Raw genomic sequence first — 14,206 nt, 5'->3', positions numbered from 1 at the left:
ATACCATGCTGACCTGCCCGGATCAAGCGCTCACAGCGTTCTCCCAGCGTTCGCTATGCCTTCTCTATGGCCGACGTAACACGGCGAAATGGTGTGCGCTTCAACAATTTACATTTGGGTTTTATTGGGGTGAATCCTTTATGTCTCATTCGAGGAGGGGAGGAGATCCCCCGAAGTGAGGGGACGCGGGTTCGCCAAAGCGGTGGAAGACACCCGGGCCCCCTCCGAACACGCTGAAGGCATGCAACGTCATGCGATCACATTCCAGATCAAGCCCGGCTCTGAGGCGGCCGTCCGCGAGCTGCTGGCCACCTACGATCCGCCCGAGTGGGACACCCCCGACGGCGCGCGGCTGGTCAGCACCTCGATCTTCATGAAGGACACCACGGTGATCCGCGTCGTCGAGATCGACGGCAGCCTGCCGAGCGTGATGGCGCACCTGTCCAGGCAGCCCAGCATCCAGAAGCTGGAGCGCGCGCTCGACCCCCACCTGGCCGTGCCCCGCGACCTGAGCACGCCCGACGGCGCCCGCGCCTTCTTCATGACCGCGATCATGGAGCACGTCACCACCCGCGTGGCGGAGCCCGTCCGATGACGGCGCCGGCGCTCATCGTCACCGGCGCCACCGGCGGCCTCGGCCCCGCCGTCGTCAGCCGGCTGGCCGGGCGCGGCGACCGCCTCCTGCTCACCGGCCGCGACAAGGCCAGGCTGGCCGAGCTGGGCAAGGAGTACGACGTCGAGACGCTGGCCACCGACGTCTCCGACCCCGCCGGCGCCCGGGAGGCGGCCGAGGCCGCCTTGGCCGCCTTCGGGCGGATCGACGGGCTGGTGCACCTGGTCGGCGGGTTCCGGGCCGGGCCGTACTTCCTCATGGACCCGGCCGCCTACGAGGGCATGCTGCGCGACAACTTCCTGTCGGCCGTCACCGCCACCCAGGCCCTGCTGCCGCACCTCACCGACGGCGGCCGGCTGGTGTACTTCAGCACGCCGCTGGCCGACGAGCCGATGCCCGCCCTGTCGGCCTACGCCGCCTCCAAGGCCGCGCTCGTCGCCTGGGTGCGTTCGATCGCCCACGAGCTCAAGCGCGGCGGCGTGCACGCCAACGTCGTGTCCATGACCATGGCCGACACGCCCCAGAAGCGTCAGGAGCGCCCCGACCTCAACACCGACCACATGGTCGCGCCCGAGCTCGTGGCCCGCGTGGTGGCGTTCCTGACCAGCGCCGAGTCCGACGGCCTGTACGGCAGCGTGGTGCCGGTGCTCGGCCGCTTCGAGTTCACCTCCGAGCTGTCGGGAAGGCCGCCCCGATGAGCGCCCGCGTCGTCTTCCTCATCCGGGTGCCCGCCGAGCGCACCGACGACTTCCTCACCGCCTACGAGAAGATCCGCTACGAGGTCGCCGGCGGCGTGCCCGGACACCTCAAGGACCAGGTCTGCCAGTCCGCCACCGACCCCGAGCAGTGGCTCATCACCAGCGAGTGGGCGAACCTGGACGCGTTCCTGGCCTGGGAGGCCGGCGAGGAGCACCGCGAGCTGGTCAAGCCCATGCGCGAGTGCATCACCGAGGCGCGCTCGCTGCGCTTCCACATCAGGCAAGAGACCAGCAGCCCGTCGTGAGCGCGCGCAGGATCGCCGTGGTCGGCGGCGGCATCGGCGGTCTCAGCGCCGCGATCGCGCTGCGCCGCGCCGGCGCCGCCGTCACCGTGCACGAGCGCGCGCCCGCGCTGCGCGCCGCCCAGTCCGGTCACGGCCTGGTGCTCTGGCACAACGCGGTACTGGCGCTGCGGCAGCTCGGCCTGGACGCGGGCAAGGCCGGCTACGAGCTGCACACCCACCACTTCCGCAACCGGCGCGACCGCACGCTGGCCACCTGGCCGATGGCCGACATGGCCCCCGTCTACGACGCGCCCGTCTACAGCGTCAGCCGTCCCGACCTGCACCAGCTTCTCGCCGAGGAGGTCGGCGGCGACCTGGTGCTCGGCTCCCGCTGCACCGGCTTCTCCGCCGGCGGTGACGGGGTCACGCTCCGCTTCGACGACGGCCGGCAGGAGCGCGCCGATCTGCTCGTCGGCGCCGACGGGCTGCGCTCGTCCGTACGGGCCGGGCTCATCCCGCACGAACCGCCCCCCAGGTACGCGGGCTTCACCGCCTTCCAAGGCGTGATCAAGCTGCCCGGCTCCGGAGTCCCCCCGCACACCTTCCTCAGCACCTGGGGGGAGGGCCGCTGGTTCGTCTGCTACCGGCTGGGCGGCGAGCACGTCTACTGGGACGGCGTGCTCAGCGACCACATCACCGCCCCGCTGGGCACGAGGATCACCGGCCTGCTGGCCGAGCAGTTCGCCGGCTGGCCCGATCCCGTGCCCGCGCTCATCGCCGCCACCCCCGAGGCGGACCTGACCCCCGTCCCCATCTACGACCGGCCGCCGGCCGCGCGCTGGAGCCACGGCCCGGTGACGCTGCTCGGGGACGCCGCCCACCCCATGACCTTCAACCTGGGCCAGGGCGCCGGGCAGGCCATCGAGGACGCCGTCGTCCTCGGCCAGGTCATGGGCGAACGGGACCTGCCCACCGCCCTCGCCCGCTACGAGGCCAGGAGGGTCGCCAGAACCGCCCGCATCGCGCGCAGGTCCCGGGCCAACGGGGCGCTGACCCGCTGGCGCAACCTGCTGGCCTGCGCGGCCCGCGACGCCTTCATGCGGCTGACCTTCGACCGCCTCGTCTTCCGCAAGACCTACGACCTCACCATGGCCGTCGACTTCGCCGAGAGGAACACACCATGACCGGGCTGCCCAGCGGCGTGAGCCGTACAGCCGTGCTGATCGCGCAGGCACGAGAGGGAGAGAGCGCGCGCCCGAGCGGCCTCTTCCACGACCCCCTCGCCCGCCCCCTGGTCGAGGCGGCCGGGCGGATCGACGGCGTCAGCGAGGCGGGACGGCGCGCCGCCGACCACTTCGTGCTGCGCACCCGCTACTTCGACGATCGCCTCACCGAGGCCGCCGCGGCCGGCATCCGCCAGGTGGTGCTGCTGGCCGCCGGGCTCGACACGCGCGCCTTCCGGCTCGGCTGGCCGGAGGACCTCGCGTTGTTCGAGGTGGACCTGCCCGATCTGGTGGCCTTCAAGGAGAAGGTGCTGGCCGACCAGGGCGCCCAGCCCCGCTGCGCGCGCAAGGCGGTCGCCGCGGACCTGCGCGGCGACTGGCCCGCGGCGCTCACCGAGGCCGGGTTCGACCCGGAGAGGCCGACCGCCTGGCTGATCGAGGGCGTGCTCATGTACCTGGCGCCCGAGGACGGCGCGCGGGTGCTGGAGCGCGTCGGCGAACTGTCGGCGCCCGGCAGCCGGCTGTCGGCCGAGCACGTCAACGAGGCCTACCTGCGCCAGCCCGCCATGAAACCCGCCATGAACCGCCTGCAGGCCACCCGTGCCGCCTGGTTGTCGTCGGTCGAGGACCCGGTCGGCTGGCTGGCCGGCTTCGGCTGGCGCGCCGAGGTCACCCACCAGGCCGACCTCGCCAGGAGCCTCGGCCGCCCCGTCCCCCCGATGGCCGACTCGTCGGTCGTCGGCGCCGCCCGTATCTGGCTTGTCACCGCCCTCAGCTGAAAGGATCATGATGGAATTCACCGATAGCACGCTGCGCGACCTGCTGGCCTCCGTGGGCCTGCCCTCCCAGGCGGGAGACGGCGCCGCCGAGCGCACCTTCGACGAACTCGGCCTCGACTCCCTGGCCCGCGTCGAGCTGGCCACCCGCATCGAGGACCGCTTCGGCGTCGACGTGGAGGACCGCATCACCGAGCACGCCACCCCCGCCGAGGTACGCGAGCTGGTCAACCAGCGCCTCACGGCGGTGACCCGATGATCGGGCACACCGACAACGCGATCGAGATCGCCGCCCCGGCCGCCTTCGTCTGGGAGCACACCAACGACGTCACCACCTGGCCGGAGCTGTTCTCCGAGTACGCCAAGGCCGAGGTGCTGGAGGAGACCGCGTCCTCCGTCACCTTCCGCCTCACCATGCACCCCGACGAGCAGGGCCGCGTCTGGAGCTGGGTCTCCGAACGCTCCTGGGACCGCGACACCTGGACCGTGCGGGCCCGCCGCGTGGAGACCGGCCCGTTCGAGTTCATGAACATCACCTGGGTGTACGAGGAACTGGCCGACGACCTCACCCGGATGCGCTGGGTCCAGGACTTCCACATGAAGCCCGGCGCCCCGATCGACACCGCCGCGATGACCGACCGGATCAACACCAACACGCTGGTCCAGATGGGGCTGATCAAGGAGAAGCTGGAGAGCCGTCGCCGCGCGGTGATCGGCTTCCACGACGTGCCCTCCAACCAGCGGCGCGGCGGTGACCTGCGTACCCTGCTCTCGCCCGCCACCTGCGGCGCCACGGCGGGCTTCAGCGGCGCGGTGCGCGTCGCGCCCGGCGAGAAGGTCGCCGAGCACTACCACCCGTACTCGGAGGAGTTCCTCTTCCTGGCCGCCGGCACGCTCAAGGTGGACCTGGACGGCGAGCCCGTCGTCCTGGAGGCCGAGCAGGCGCTGTTCGTGCCCCGCAACGTCCGCCACCGGCTGACGAACGTCGGCGAGGTCGAGGCGCTCGTCGTCTTCCAGCTCTGCCCGCTCGCGCCCCGGCCCGAGCTGGGCCACGTCGACACCGAGGAAGCGTCGTGAACTCCAGGCGTGTGGTCGTCACCGGCCTGGGCGTCATCGCGCCGGGCGGCGTGGGCCGCGAGGAGTTCTGGAACCGGATCGTGGACGGCAAGCCGGCCGTACGGCGGATCACGGCCTTCGACCCCTCGCCCTTCCGCTCCCAGATCGCCGCGGAGGTGGACTTCGACCCCGCCGCGGCGGGGCTGACGCCGCGCGAGATCAGGCGCACCGACCGGTTCGTGCAGATGGCGCTGGCCTGCGCCGACGAGGCGCTCGCCGACTCCGGGCTCGACCTGGAGGCGGCCGACCGCGACCGGATGGGCGTCTCGCTCGGCTCGGCCGTCGGCGCCACCATCACGCTGGAGGACGAGTACGTGGTCGCCAGTGACCACGGCCGCGACTGGGAGGTGGACCACCGCCACCTGCGGCCCTTCCTCTACCAGGCGCTCGTGCCCTCCAGCGCGGCCAGTGAGCTGGCCGTACGCTATGGCGCGCACGGCCCGGCCGCGGTGGTCTCCACCGGTTGCACCTCGGGCATCGACGCCATCGGCCGCGCCTTCCAGCTCATCCAGGACGGCGAGGCGGACATCATGATCACGGGAGCGGCCGACGCGCCCATCTCCCCGATCACCGTCGCCTGCTTCGACGCCATCCGCGCCACCACCCCCAGCAATGATGATCCGGAGGGCGCCTCGCGGCCCTTCGACGCCGACCGCAAGGGCTTCGTCCTCGGCGAGGGCGCCGCCGTCCTCGTCGTGGAGGAGCTCGAGCACGCCATGCGGCGCGGCGCGACGATCTACTGCGAGGTGTCGGGGTACGCCGCCCGTGCCAACGGCTTCCACATGACCGGCCTGCGGCCCGACGGGCACGAACTGGCCGAGGCGATCTCCGCAGCGCTCGCCCAGGCCAGGCTCGGCCCCGAGGCGATCGGCTACATCAGCGCCCACGGCTCCGGCACCAAGCAGAACGACCGCCACGAGACCGCCGCCTACAAGCGCGCTCTGGGCGAGCACGCCAGGCGGGTGCCGATCAGCTCGATCAAGTCGGTCGTCGGCCACTCGCTCGGCGCCATCGGCTCGATCGAGATGGCCGCCTGCGCGCTGGTGCTGAAGCGCGGCGTCGTGCCGCCCACGGCCAACCTGGCCACGCCCGACCCCGAGTGCGACCTCGACTACACGCCGCTGGTCGCCCGCGAGGTCCGGGCCGGGCACGTGCTGTCGGCGGGCAGCGGCTTCGGCGGCTTCCAGTCGGCGATGGTCTTCTCGGGTTCCGGCTCTTCCGGGGCCGTCTCTTCGGGGGCGGTGTGAGCGCCCGCCGCGCGGTCATCACCGGCCTCGGCGTGGTGGCGCCCACGGGGGTGGGCGTCACCGACCACTGGGAGGCCTCGCTCGCCGGCGAGAACCGCATCGCCGCCGTCGGCCCGGGCCCCGTGCCCCTGGCCGGTCAGGTCCGCGGCTTCGACGACAGCGAGTTCGTCGACAGCAAGCTGCGCGTCCAGACCGACCGGTGGACCTGGTTCGCGCTGGCCGCGGCCCACCTGGCGCTGGCCGACGCCGCCTTCGACCCCGGCATGGAGAACCCCTACGACCTGTCGGTGGTGACCGCGAGCGGCTCGGGCGGCAACGCCTTCGGCCAGCGGGAGATCCAGGCGCTGTGGAACCAGGGTCCCAAGGCGGTCAGCGCCTACCAGTCGATCGGCTGGTTCTACGCCGCCAGCAGCGGCCAGCTGTCGATCAAGCACCAGCTCAAGGGCGCCTGCGGCGTCCTGGTGGCCGACGCGGCCGGGGCGATCGACGCGCTGGCTGAAGCGGCGCGGCTCGTACGGGGCGGGACCGAGGCGGTCGTCACCGGCGGCACCGAGGCGCCCTTGTCTCCCTACGCGCTGGCCTGCCAGTCGAGCGAGACGGCGCTGTCCGGCGGCGCCGACCCGGACCTGGCCTACCGGCCCTTCTCGCCGGACGCCGCCGGGTACGTACCGGCGGAAGGGGGCGCGATCCTGCTGGTCGAGGAGAGAGACTCGGCCTACGGCAGGGGCGCGCCCACGGTCTACGCCGAGATCGCCGGGACCGCCTCCACCCACGACGCCCACCACGTCACCGACCCCAGCTCCGACCACCGCCAGTACGCGCGGGCCATGCGCGAGGCGATCGCCAGAGCCGGGCTGACCCCCGCCGACATCGGCGTCGTCTTCGCCGACGGCGCGGGCAGCCGGGACCGGGACGCCGCCGAGGTGGCCGCGCTCCGGGAGGTCTTCGGGGCGCGCCGGGTGCCGGTGACCGTCCCGAAGACCATGACCGGCCGCCTGTGCTCGGGCGGCGCCGCGCTCGACCTCGCGTGGGCCGCGCTGGCCCTGGCCGACGGGGTCATCCCGCCCACCATCAACACCACCTCCACCGACCTGGACCTGGTCACCGAGCCGCGCCTGGTGCGCGGGCTCTCGGCCGCCCTCGTCACCGCCCGCGGCGCCGGTGGCTTCAACTCCGCCGCCGTCCTCACCCGCCCCTGACCGCCCACCTCGCCCAGCCCGCCTCCCGCCCGGGGGCGGGCTTTCCGGCGCCCTCACGGACCTTCGCTCCGCGCCGGCCTCTCGCCCCGTGCGGGCTTTGGAAGCCGTGCGGGGCTTTTAGATCCCGTGCGGGGCTTTGGGTCCGTGCGGGGCTTTTGGATCCGCGAAGGGCTTTGGTCTGTGCGGGGCTTTGGTCCGTGCGGGGCTTTTGGGCCGGGAAGGGCTTTGGTCCGGGAGGGGCCGCCGCCCCGGGTGGGGCGGCGGCCCGTTCGGGTCAGCCCACAGGTTCCGGTACGGCCGGCGCCACCCGATCCTCGTGCCGCAGTGGCGAGGGCCGCACGAACAGCACCCGCGCCGCCCACCCCGGCAGCCACCAGTTCCAGCGCCCCATCATCGCCACCGCCGCGGGCACGAGCACGGCCCGGATGAGCGTGGCGTCCAGGGCGATCCCCAGCGCCAGCCCGCTGGCGAACACCTTGACATCCAGCTCCGGCGTCATAGCCAGCACCGCGAAGGAGATGAACAGGATCAGCGCCGCCGAGGTCACCAGCCGCCCCGTCCGCCCGACCCCCTCCACGACCGCCTGCGCCGTGTTTCCGGTCTTGTCGTACTCCTCCCGCATCCTGGCCAGGAGGAACACCTCGTAGTCCATGCTCAGCCCGTACAGGAACGCGAAGATGGTCAGCGGGACGAACTCCCCGATGGCCCCGGTCGGCTGGATGTCCAGGATCTCCCTGGTGCCCCAGCCGTACTGCCAGATGAGCACCATCGCGCCGATCACCGCGCCCAGCGAGAGCAGGTTGAGCAGGACCGCCTTCAGCGGCAGCAGCAGCGAGCGGAACGCGCGGGCGAGCATCACGAACGTCACCAGCGCGATCATCGCGAACATCCACGGGAAGGCGCCGTAGGTGTGCTCACGGAAGTCCATGCTCTGCGCGGCGTTGCCGCCGACCAGCACGCCGGCCGGCACCGCGGCGCGCACGCGGGCGATGGTCGCCTCGCCGGCGTCGGTGCCGTTCTCGGCCGCGGGCAGCACGGCCAGGACGGCGGTGCCCTCGCGGCGCCAGCCGGGCGTGTCCGGCGACAGCACCGCCGAGACGCCCTCCACCCCGGCGATCATGGCGGTGGCCGTGGCCGGATCGCCCTTCACCAGCACGTCGAACGGGGTGATGGAACCGGTCGGCACACCCGCCTGCCGCAGCGCGGTCAGCCCGGCGTACCCGGAACCGGAGGTGCGCAGGTGCGCGCTCTCCGGCAGGCCGAGGTTGACGCCCAGGGCGGTGTAGCAGAGCGCGGCCAGCAGCCCGCCGGCCACGATCGCGGCCGGCCAGCGCCGGCGCACCACCGCGTGCGCCCACGCCGACCAGGCCCGGCCCGCCCGCGCCTCGCGGGCGAAGCGCACGTCGCCGCCCTTTTTACGGTCCAGGCGCTGGCCGGTATGGGCGAGCAGGACCGGCAGCACGGTCAGCGTCACCAGCACGCTCACCGCCGCGATGATCATCCCGGCGACGCCCAGGCTGCGCAGGAACGGCACCGGCAGCACCACCATGGTCACCAGCCCGATCGCGACGGCCACGCCGCTGAACAGCACCGCCCGCCCGGCCCCCGCCATGGCCCGGTGGACCGCCTCGTCGCCCCGGTGGCCGTTGGCCTGCTCCTCCCGCCAGCGCGCCACGATCAGCAACGAGTAGTCCACCGCGATGCCGAGCCCGAGCAGCGGCATCGTGGTCAGCGCCACGTCGTGCACGGTCATCACGAACGTCAGCAGCAGGATCGCGATGAACGACACGAACACCGCCAGCACCGAGATCAGCACCGGCACCAGGGCCAACGCCGAGCGGAAGACCAGCAGCAGCACGATCACCGCCGCCAGGACGCCGATGCCGATCTTCGTGGGCACGTCCACGCCGCCGGCGTCCACGCTGGGCGCCAGCGCGTCCAGGCCGGTCACCTCGACCCGGCTGCCCTGGGGCAGGTGCGGGCTCATCGCCGCGCTGATCACCGGGCCCTCGTCGGGTGTCTCGCCGAGGCCGCCGCCCGGCGGGCTGCCGTCGGAGTAGGTGCCGGGGTAGACCAGGCCGAAGGTGGTACGGCCGTCCGAGCCGACCAGCTTCCTGTCCCCGGTACTGGCGAACGACACGACGCGTGCCTGGGGCATCGCCGCGGACACCGCGTCGTACGCGCGGCCGAGCGCCGCCCGCTGGTCGGTCGCCGTCGTGCCCGCGGGCAGTACCACCACCGGCACGAACGGACGCTGGTAGCCGCCGTTGCCGTAAAGACGGACGATCTCCTGGTTGGCGTCGAAGGCGGGCATGCCGGCGTGGGAGTACTCCTCCGACAGCCGCTGGATCGCGATCGGGGTGGCGCCCATGCCGATCAGGAAGGCAAGGACGGCCAGCAGCGTGACGAGGCCCTTGCGGCCGAGTACGAAGGCCGAGATTCTCTCCATGGAAACAGTCGAGCAGCGCCGCCGGTGCCCGCTCTGTGGGCGTTCTTAGAAAAGCATGTGAGTGCGGTTTCACAGAGATCTTTATGGGCTTTCACAGAACGGACGGGAAAGACTGGTCCCGTGAGCCGAATCCTGGTCGTCGACGACGAACCGTACCTGGCCGACCTGGTCTCCACCGCCCTGCGCTACGAGGGGTTCGAGACGCGGATCGCCGGCAGCGGGGCGTCCGCGGTGGCGCTGGCCCAGAGCTTCGACCCCGACCTGATCGTGCTGGACGTCCTGCTGCCCGACATCCTCGGCACCGAGGTCTGCCACCGGATCAGGACGGCGGGCTCCCAGGTGCCCGTCGTCTTCCTCACCGCGCGCGACGCCACCGAGGACAAGATCACCGGGCTGACCGTCGGCGGCGACGACTACGTCACCAAGCCGTTCAGCCTGGAGGAGCTGATCCTGCGCATCCACGCCGTGCTGCGCAGGACCAGCGGGGCCGCGCAGAGCCCGGCGCGGGCCGGGTTCGCCGACCTGGTCGTGGACGACGACACCTACGAGGTCTGGCGGGCCGGTCAGCGCATCGACCTGACCCCGACCGAGTTCAAGCTGCTGCGCTTCCTGGTCGCCAACGCGGGCAAGGTCATGTCCAAGCGCCAGATCCTCGACCACGTCTGGGACTACGACTTCGGCGGCAACGACGGCGTCGTCCAGACCTACATCAGCTACCTGCGCCGCAAGGTCGACGCCTTCGAGCCCCCGCTGATCCACACCATGCCCAGGATCGGCTACGTGCTGCGTCTGCCCAGGGAGGACCGATGACCCTGCGCACCCGGCTGGTCCTCACCACGGTCGGGCTGGTCACGCTGGCGCTGGGGCTCGTGGCCGGGGCCACGTTCGGCGCGCTGCAGGACTGGCGCGGCTCCGGCGGCAGCAGGCTGCTGGCCATGAACACCCCGGAGGCGCTCGTGGCCGCCTCCGACGAGCTGACCTCGCGGGTGGCCTGGGTCCTGGCCGGTACCTCGGCGGCGGCGCTGGTCCTGCTGACGTTTCTGGCCGCCCACCTGATCCGCAAGGGGCTGCGCCCGCTGGACCGCATGGTCGAGGCCGCCGCCGACATCGGCGCGGGCAACCTGGAACGCCGTGTCGAAGCCGCCCGCCCGGTCGGCGAGGTGGGCCGCCTGGCCCACGCGCTCAACGCGATGCTCGGCCAGCTGGAGGGGGCGTTCCGCCAGCGGGAGTCCTCGGAGGAACGGCTGCGCAGGTTCGTCGCCGACGCCTCCCACGAACTGCGCACCCCGATCGCCACCATCCGCGGCTACGCCGAGCTGTTCCGCCGCGGCGCCGACGGCCGTCCCGAGGACCTGGCGCGGGCCATGCACCGCATCGAGGCCGAGGCCGGGCGCATGGGCTCGATGGTCGACGAGATGCTGCTCCTGGCCCGCCTCGACCAGGGCCGCCCCCTGGAACGCACGCCCGTCGACCTGATGGCGCTGGCCGCCGACGCCGTCTCCGACGCCCACGCCATGGACCCCGGGCGCGTGATCGGGCTGGAGTGCGCCACCCCCGTCACCGTTACCGGCGACCCGCTCAGGCTCCGCCAGGTCGTCGGCAACCTGCTCAAGAACGTTCTGGACCACACGCCGCCCGGCACGCCCGCCGTCGTCCGCCTGGACAGGGAGGGCGGGCACGCGGTGCTGGAGGTCATCGACGAGGGACCCGGCCTGAGCGAGGAGCAGACCGAACGGGTGTTCGAGCGCTTCTGGCGCGGCGAGCACCGGCAGGCCGACGGGCGGCGGCTCGGGGGGTCGGGGCTGGGGCTGTCGATCGTGGCCGCCGTCGTGGCGTCCCATGGCGGCGAGGTGCGGGCCGCGTCCACCCCCGGCACAGGCACCACCTTCACGGTACGGCTACCGCTCTGACCTGACCCGCATGCCTGGGTGCCGCATGGGTGCTTCAGCCCTCTGTGTCGGTCATCGCGAGGCCGGAACCGGGGTCCTCGTTCTGCTGGTCCCCGGCTTGCTGGTCCTCGTTCTTGCCCTCGTCCTGCTTGTTCTTGCCGCCCTTGCCGTCGCCGTTCTCCGACGGGTCGACCTCGCCGGGCTGGTCGTCGTCGCCCTTCTCGGTGGCCGAGCGGGTGGGGGTGGGCTTCCTGGTCGGGGTGGGATCGGGTTCCGGGGTTCTGGTGGTGGGCTGGGTGGTGGGGCTCTGCCGTACCGGAGAGTCGGAGGGCGGGGCGGAGGACGGCGGGGGAGTGCCGGACGGCGAGGGGTTGCTCGTGGGGGTGCTCTTCACCACGGGCGTCGAGGGCGTCCGGGTGGCCACGTCGCGCTCCGACCACCACGCCACCCCGCCCGTCACCAGGCCCGCCGCCAGCACGAGCCCGATCAGCGCGGCCACCCGCCCCGCCCGCCCGGAACCGCGTCCATGCCGTCCGGACCCGCGCCCGTCACGGCCACCGCTCCCACCTCCCGCGCCCGGCCCGCCATACCCGTCCGCGACCTCCGCACCCGCAGCGCCGGCGCCCTGACCGCCCGCGCCTGCCACACCAGCACCTGCCACGCCAGCGCCACGAGCGCCAGCGCCGCCCATGCCCGCGCCTGCGATGCCAGCGCCACCCATGCCGGCGCCATCCGAGCCGCCCATGCCTGCACCCGCGCCCGGCCCGCCATACCCGGTCGCGACCCCCGCGCCAACGCCCGCGGCCCCCGCGCCCGCGACGCCCGCATCACGCGAGCCTGCGCCGCCTGCTCCCACGCCGCCCGCTTCGGTTTCCGGGATCGAGGGGAGGGGGGCGGTGGGTTCGGGGGCGAGGCCGGTGGTGACGGCGTGCAGGTGGCGCTCGGTGTCCTCGGCGGTCAGGCGGTCGGCGGGGTTCTTCTCCAGCAGGCCCAGAATGATCGGGCCCAGCGGCCCCGCCTTGGACAAGGGCCCCGGCGGGTCGTGCATGACGGCGCCCAGCGTGGCCAGCGCGTGCCCGCGCTGGAAGGGGGAGTGGCCCTCGACGGCCACGTACAGGGTGACGCCCAGCGACCACAGGTCGGCGGCCGGACGGGCGGTGCCGCCAGCGGCGCGTTCAGGGGCGATGAAGGCGGGGGTGCCGACCAGGACGCCGGTCCTGGTGAGGGAGGCGTCGTCCTCGGTGGTGGCGATGCCGAAGTCGGTCAGCACCGCCCGGCCGTCGTCGGTGAGCAGCACGTTGTCCGGTTTGACGTCGCGGTGCAGGACCCCGGCCGCGTGCGCCGCGCGCAACGCCTGCATGAGCTGCAGGCCGATCGCCGCCGCCTGGACCGGGGGCAGCGCGCCCTCCTCCCGCACCGCTTCACCCAGCGTGCGCGAGGGCACGAGCTGCATGATGATCCAGGGGTGCCCGTGCTCCTCCAGCACGTCATAGACGGTCGCCACACCCGGGTGGGCGACCCGTCCGGCGGCCCGCGCCTCGCGGAAGGTCCGTACGGTGAACACCTCGCGCTCGGGGCCGCTGAGGTCGGGTGGCGGCTGGATCTCCTTGACCGCCACGTCCCGGCCGAGCACCTCGTCATGGGCCTGCCAGACGGTGCCCATGCCACCCTTGCCGATGGTTCTGAGCAGACGGTAGCGGCCGCCGACGATCACCGCAGATTCGGACATGCGGGGCGTCTACCCGGTAAAGAGCCTTACAAGCGCGGTGACGACGGCCGCCGACGCCAGCACGGCCAGGAACGGCGCGCGCAGCAGCAGCGCGACCACCGCGGCGCCCAGCCCGGCGGTCCTGGCCAGGTCGAAGTCCAGGCGGCCCTGCGCGGTGAACATCTGCACCGCGATCAGCGCGGCCAGCAGCGCCACGGGCACCAGTTCGGAGAAGCGGTGCACGAGCGGGTGGTCCAGGACCTTGCGCGGGGCGGCGAGGCCCGCCAGCTTCAGCGCGTAGCAGCCCGCGCAGACGATCGCGATCGCCCACCAGAGCGTCATCGGACCATCACCACCAGCACGGCGGCCGCCGCCACCAGCACGGGCACGCCCGGCGGCAGGAACGGCGTGGCGGCCAGCGCGATGAGCGCGCCGGTCAGGGCGAGCGTGCGCAGTTCGGAACGTTCCCGCAACCGCGGCCACAGGATGGCCAGGAACGTGGCCGGGCCGACGACGTCCAGCCCCAGCATGCCCGGGTCGCCCATGAAGGAGGTGCCGAGCGCTCCGGCGAGCGTGGTGAGGTTCCACATGACGTAGAGCGTGACGAACGTGGTGGTGAACCCGGCCCTGGCCGCCGCCGGGTCCGGCTGGGCGAGGGCGACGGCGGCGGTCTCGTCGATGACGCCGTGTGCGGTCACCGCCCGGCGCCCGCCGCGGACCTGGAGGAGGTCGGCCAGGCGCAGGCCGTACAGGGTGTTGCGGGTACCGAGCAGCAGGGCTCCCGCCGTGGCCGAGACCAGGTCGCCGCCCGCGCCCACGGCGCCGGTCAGGGCGAACTGCGAGGCGCCCGTGAACGTCAGCAGGCTCAGCACGCACGCCTGCGCCACGTCCAGTCCCGCGGTGACGGCCGCGGCCCCGAAGGCGACGCCGGACAGGCCCACTGCCAGCCCGACGCCCAAACCGTCCCGGATCGCGGCGGAACGGGTTGTTGTCTGTTCCATGCG

General features: G+C 73.0%; 15 protein-coding genes. 11 read left to right on the top strand and 4 right to left on the bottom strand.

Features of this window, described 5'->3' with window-relative positions; translation table 11 throughout:
- Positions 1-241 precede the first annotated feature (241 nt).
- The 9 genes from ACFWY5_RS06665 to ACFWY5_RS06625 are packed head-to-tail and all read left to right on the top strand — an operon-like array spanning position 242 to position 7,156.
- Entirely contained in the window at positions 242-595 is a 354-nt protein-coding gene (locus tag ACFWY5_RS06665; RefSeq protein ID WP_379618535.1) for a SchA/CurD-like domain-containing protein, read from the top strand.
- Positions 592-1,311, top strand: coding sequence for an SDR family oxidoreductase (locus ACFWY5_RS06660; RefSeq protein ID WP_379630738.1), 720 nt, complete (start codon positions 592-594; stop codon positions 1,309-1,311). The genes ACFWY5_RS06665 and ACFWY5_RS06660 overlap by 4 nt, the downstream gene beginning before the upstream one ends.
- A complete protein-coding gene (locus tag ACFWY5_RS06655; protein ID WP_379618531.1) occupies positions 1,308-1,616 on the top strand; it encodes an antibiotic biosynthesis monooxygenase family protein in 309 nt (102 codons plus the stop codon). Before ACFWY5_RS06660 ends, ACFWY5_RS06655 begins: the two co-directional genes overlap by 4 nt.
- Complete coding sequence (locus ACFWY5_RS06650) at positions 1,613-2,779, top strand: FAD-dependent oxidoreductase (RefSeq protein WP_379630737.1); 1,167 nt, start codon at positions 1,613-1,615, stop codon at positions 2,777-2,779. The genes ACFWY5_RS06655 and ACFWY5_RS06650 overlap by 4 nt, the downstream gene beginning before the upstream one ends.
- Positions 2,776-3,597, top strand: coding sequence for an SAM-dependent methyltransferase (locus tag ACFWY5_RS06645; protein WP_379630736.1), 822 nt, complete (start codon positions 2,776-2,778; stop codon positions 3,595-3,597). The genes ACFWY5_RS06650 and ACFWY5_RS06645 overlap by 4 nt, the downstream gene beginning before the upstream one ends.
- A 10-nt stretch (positions 3,598-3,607) precedes the next feature.
- A complete protein-coding gene (locus tag ACFWY5_RS06640) occupies positions 3,608-3,853 on the top strand; it encodes an acyl carrier protein (protein WP_379618525.1) in 246 nt (81 codons plus the stop codon).
- A complete protein-coding gene (locus ACFWY5_RS06635; RefSeq protein ID WP_379618523.1) occupies positions 3,850-4,671 on the top strand; it encodes a cupin domain-containing protein in 822 nt (273 codons plus the stop codon). The genes ACFWY5_RS06640 and ACFWY5_RS06635 overlap by 4 nt, the downstream gene beginning before the upstream one ends.
- Positions 4,668-5,957: a beta-ketoacyl-[acyl-carrier-protein] synthase family protein gene (locus ACFWY5_RS06630; protein ID WP_379630735.1), complete on the top strand. Its 1,290-nt coding sequence runs from the start codon at positions 4,668-4,670 to the stop codon at positions 5,955-5,957. The genes ACFWY5_RS06635 and ACFWY5_RS06630 overlap by 4 nt, the downstream gene beginning before the upstream one ends.
- Positions 5,954-7,156, top strand: coding sequence for a beta-ketoacyl synthase N-terminal-like domain-containing protein (locus ACFWY5_RS06625; RefSeq protein WP_379630734.1), 1,203 nt, complete (start codon positions 5,954-5,956; stop codon positions 7,154-7,156). The genes ACFWY5_RS06630 and ACFWY5_RS06625 overlap by 4 nt, the downstream gene beginning before the upstream one ends.
- 274 nt (positions 7,157-7,430) lie before the next feature.
- Here ACFWY5_RS06625 and ACFWY5_RS06620 read toward each other — a convergent pair whose 3' ends face one another.
- Positions 7,431-9,605 carry an MMPL family transporter gene (locus ACFWY5_RS06620; RefSeq protein ID WP_379630733.1) on the bottom strand — a complete coding sequence of 725 codons (2,175 nt, stop codon included), beginning with the start codon at positions 9,603-9,605 and terminating at the stop codon, positions 7,431-7,433.
- Between the two features lie 120 nt (positions 9,606-9,725).
- On the opposite strand from ACFWY5_RS06620, the gene ACFWY5_RS06615 reads away from it, so the two are divergent.
- On the top strand, positions 9,726-10,415 hold the full coding sequence (locus ACFWY5_RS06615; RefSeq protein WP_379630732.1) for a response regulator transcription factor: 690 nt from the start codon (positions 9,726-9,728) through the stop codon (positions 10,413-10,415).
- Positions 10,412-11,515, top strand: a complete 1,104-nt coding sequence (locus ACFWY5_RS06610; RefSeq protein ID WP_379618511.1) for a sensor histidine kinase — start codon at positions 10,412-10,414, stop codon at positions 11,513-11,515. Before ACFWY5_RS06615 ends, ACFWY5_RS06610 begins: the two co-directional genes overlap by 4 nt.
- A gap of 34 nt (positions 11,516-11,549) precedes the next feature.
- Here the strand turns inward: ACFWY5_RS06610 and ACFWY5_RS06605 are convergent, their stop codons facing one another.
- The 3 genes from ACFWY5_RS06605 to ACFWY5_RS06595 are packed head-to-tail and all read right to left on the bottom strand — an operon-like array spanning position 11,550 to position 14,203.
- Positions 11,550-13,223, bottom strand: a complete 1,674-nt coding sequence (locus tag ACFWY5_RS06605) for a serine/threonine-protein kinase (RefSeq protein ID WP_379630731.1) — start codon at positions 13,221-13,223, stop codon at positions 11,550-11,552.
- 9 nt (positions 13,224-13,232) lie between these two features.
- The gene (locus ACFWY5_RS06600) at positions 13,233-13,544 is read right to left on the bottom strand and encodes an AzlD domain-containing protein (RefSeq protein WP_379618507.1); all 312 of its coding nucleotides are present in this window, start codon (positions 13,542-13,544) and stop codon (positions 13,233-13,235) included.
- Positions 13,541-14,203 (bottom strand): AzlC family ABC transporter permease, encoded by a 663-nt coding sequence (locus tag ACFWY5_RS06595; RefSeq protein WP_379618505.1) that lies wholly within the window; start codon positions 14,201-14,203, stop codon positions 13,541-13,543. The genes ACFWY5_RS06600 and ACFWY5_RS06595 overlap by 4 nt, the downstream gene beginning before the upstream one ends.
- Positions 14,204-14,206: the final 3 nt, after the last annotated feature.

This window comes from Nonomuraea sp. NPDC059007 (assembly GCF_042740555.1).
Classification (GTDB): Bacteria; Actinomycetota; Actinomycetes; order Streptosporangiales; family Streptosporangiaceae; genus Nonomuraea.
This window is presented reverse-complemented; position numbering and strand designations above follow the sequence as displayed.

Bases quoted from the DNA above. Each gene is read 5' to 3' on its own strand.
- ACFWY5_RS06665 (WP_379618535.1), top strand. From the start codon at position 242: ATGCAACGTCATGCGATCACATTCCAGATCAAGCCCGGCTCTGAGGCG.
- ACFWY5_RS06660 (WP_379630738.1), top strand. From the start codon at position 592: ATGACGGCGCCGGCGCTCATCGTCACCGGCGCCACCGGCGGCCTCGGC.
- ACFWY5_RS06655 (WP_379618531.1), top strand. From the start codon at position 1,308: ATGAGCGCCCGCGTCGTCTTCCTCATCCGGGTGCCCGCCGAGCGCACC.
- ACFWY5_RS06645 (WP_379630736.1), top strand. From the start codon at position 2,776: ATGACCGGGCTGCCCAGCGGCGTGAGCCGTACAGCCGTGCTGATCGCG.
- ACFWY5_RS06640 (WP_379618525.1), top strand. From the start codon at position 3,608: ATGGAATTCACCGATAGCACGCTGCGCGACCTGCTGGCCTCCGTGGGC.
- ACFWY5_RS06635 (WP_379618523.1), top strand. From the start codon at position 3,850: ATGATCGGGCACACCGACAACGCGATCGAGATCGCCGCCCCGGCCGCC.
- ACFWY5_RS06620 (WP_379630733.1), bottom strand. From the start codon at position 9,605: ATGGAGAGAATCTCGGCCTTCGTACTCGGCCGCAAGGGCCTCGTCACG.
- ACFWY5_RS06610 (WP_379618511.1), top strand. From the start codon at position 10,412: ATGACCCTGCGCACCCGGCTGGTCCTCACCACGGTCGGGCTGGTCACG.
- ACFWY5_RS06605 (WP_379630731.1), bottom strand. From the start codon at position 13,223: ATGTCCGAATCTGCGGTGATCGTCGGCGGCCGCTACCGTCTGCTCAGA.
- ACFWY5_RS06600 (WP_379618507.1), bottom strand. From the start codon at position 13,544: ATGACGCTCTGGTGGGCGATCGCGATCGTCTGCGCGGGCTGCTACGCG.
- ACFWY5_RS06595 (WP_379618505.1), bottom strand. From the start codon at position 14,203: ATGGAACAGACAACAACCCGTTCCGCCGCGATCCGGGACGGTTTGGGC.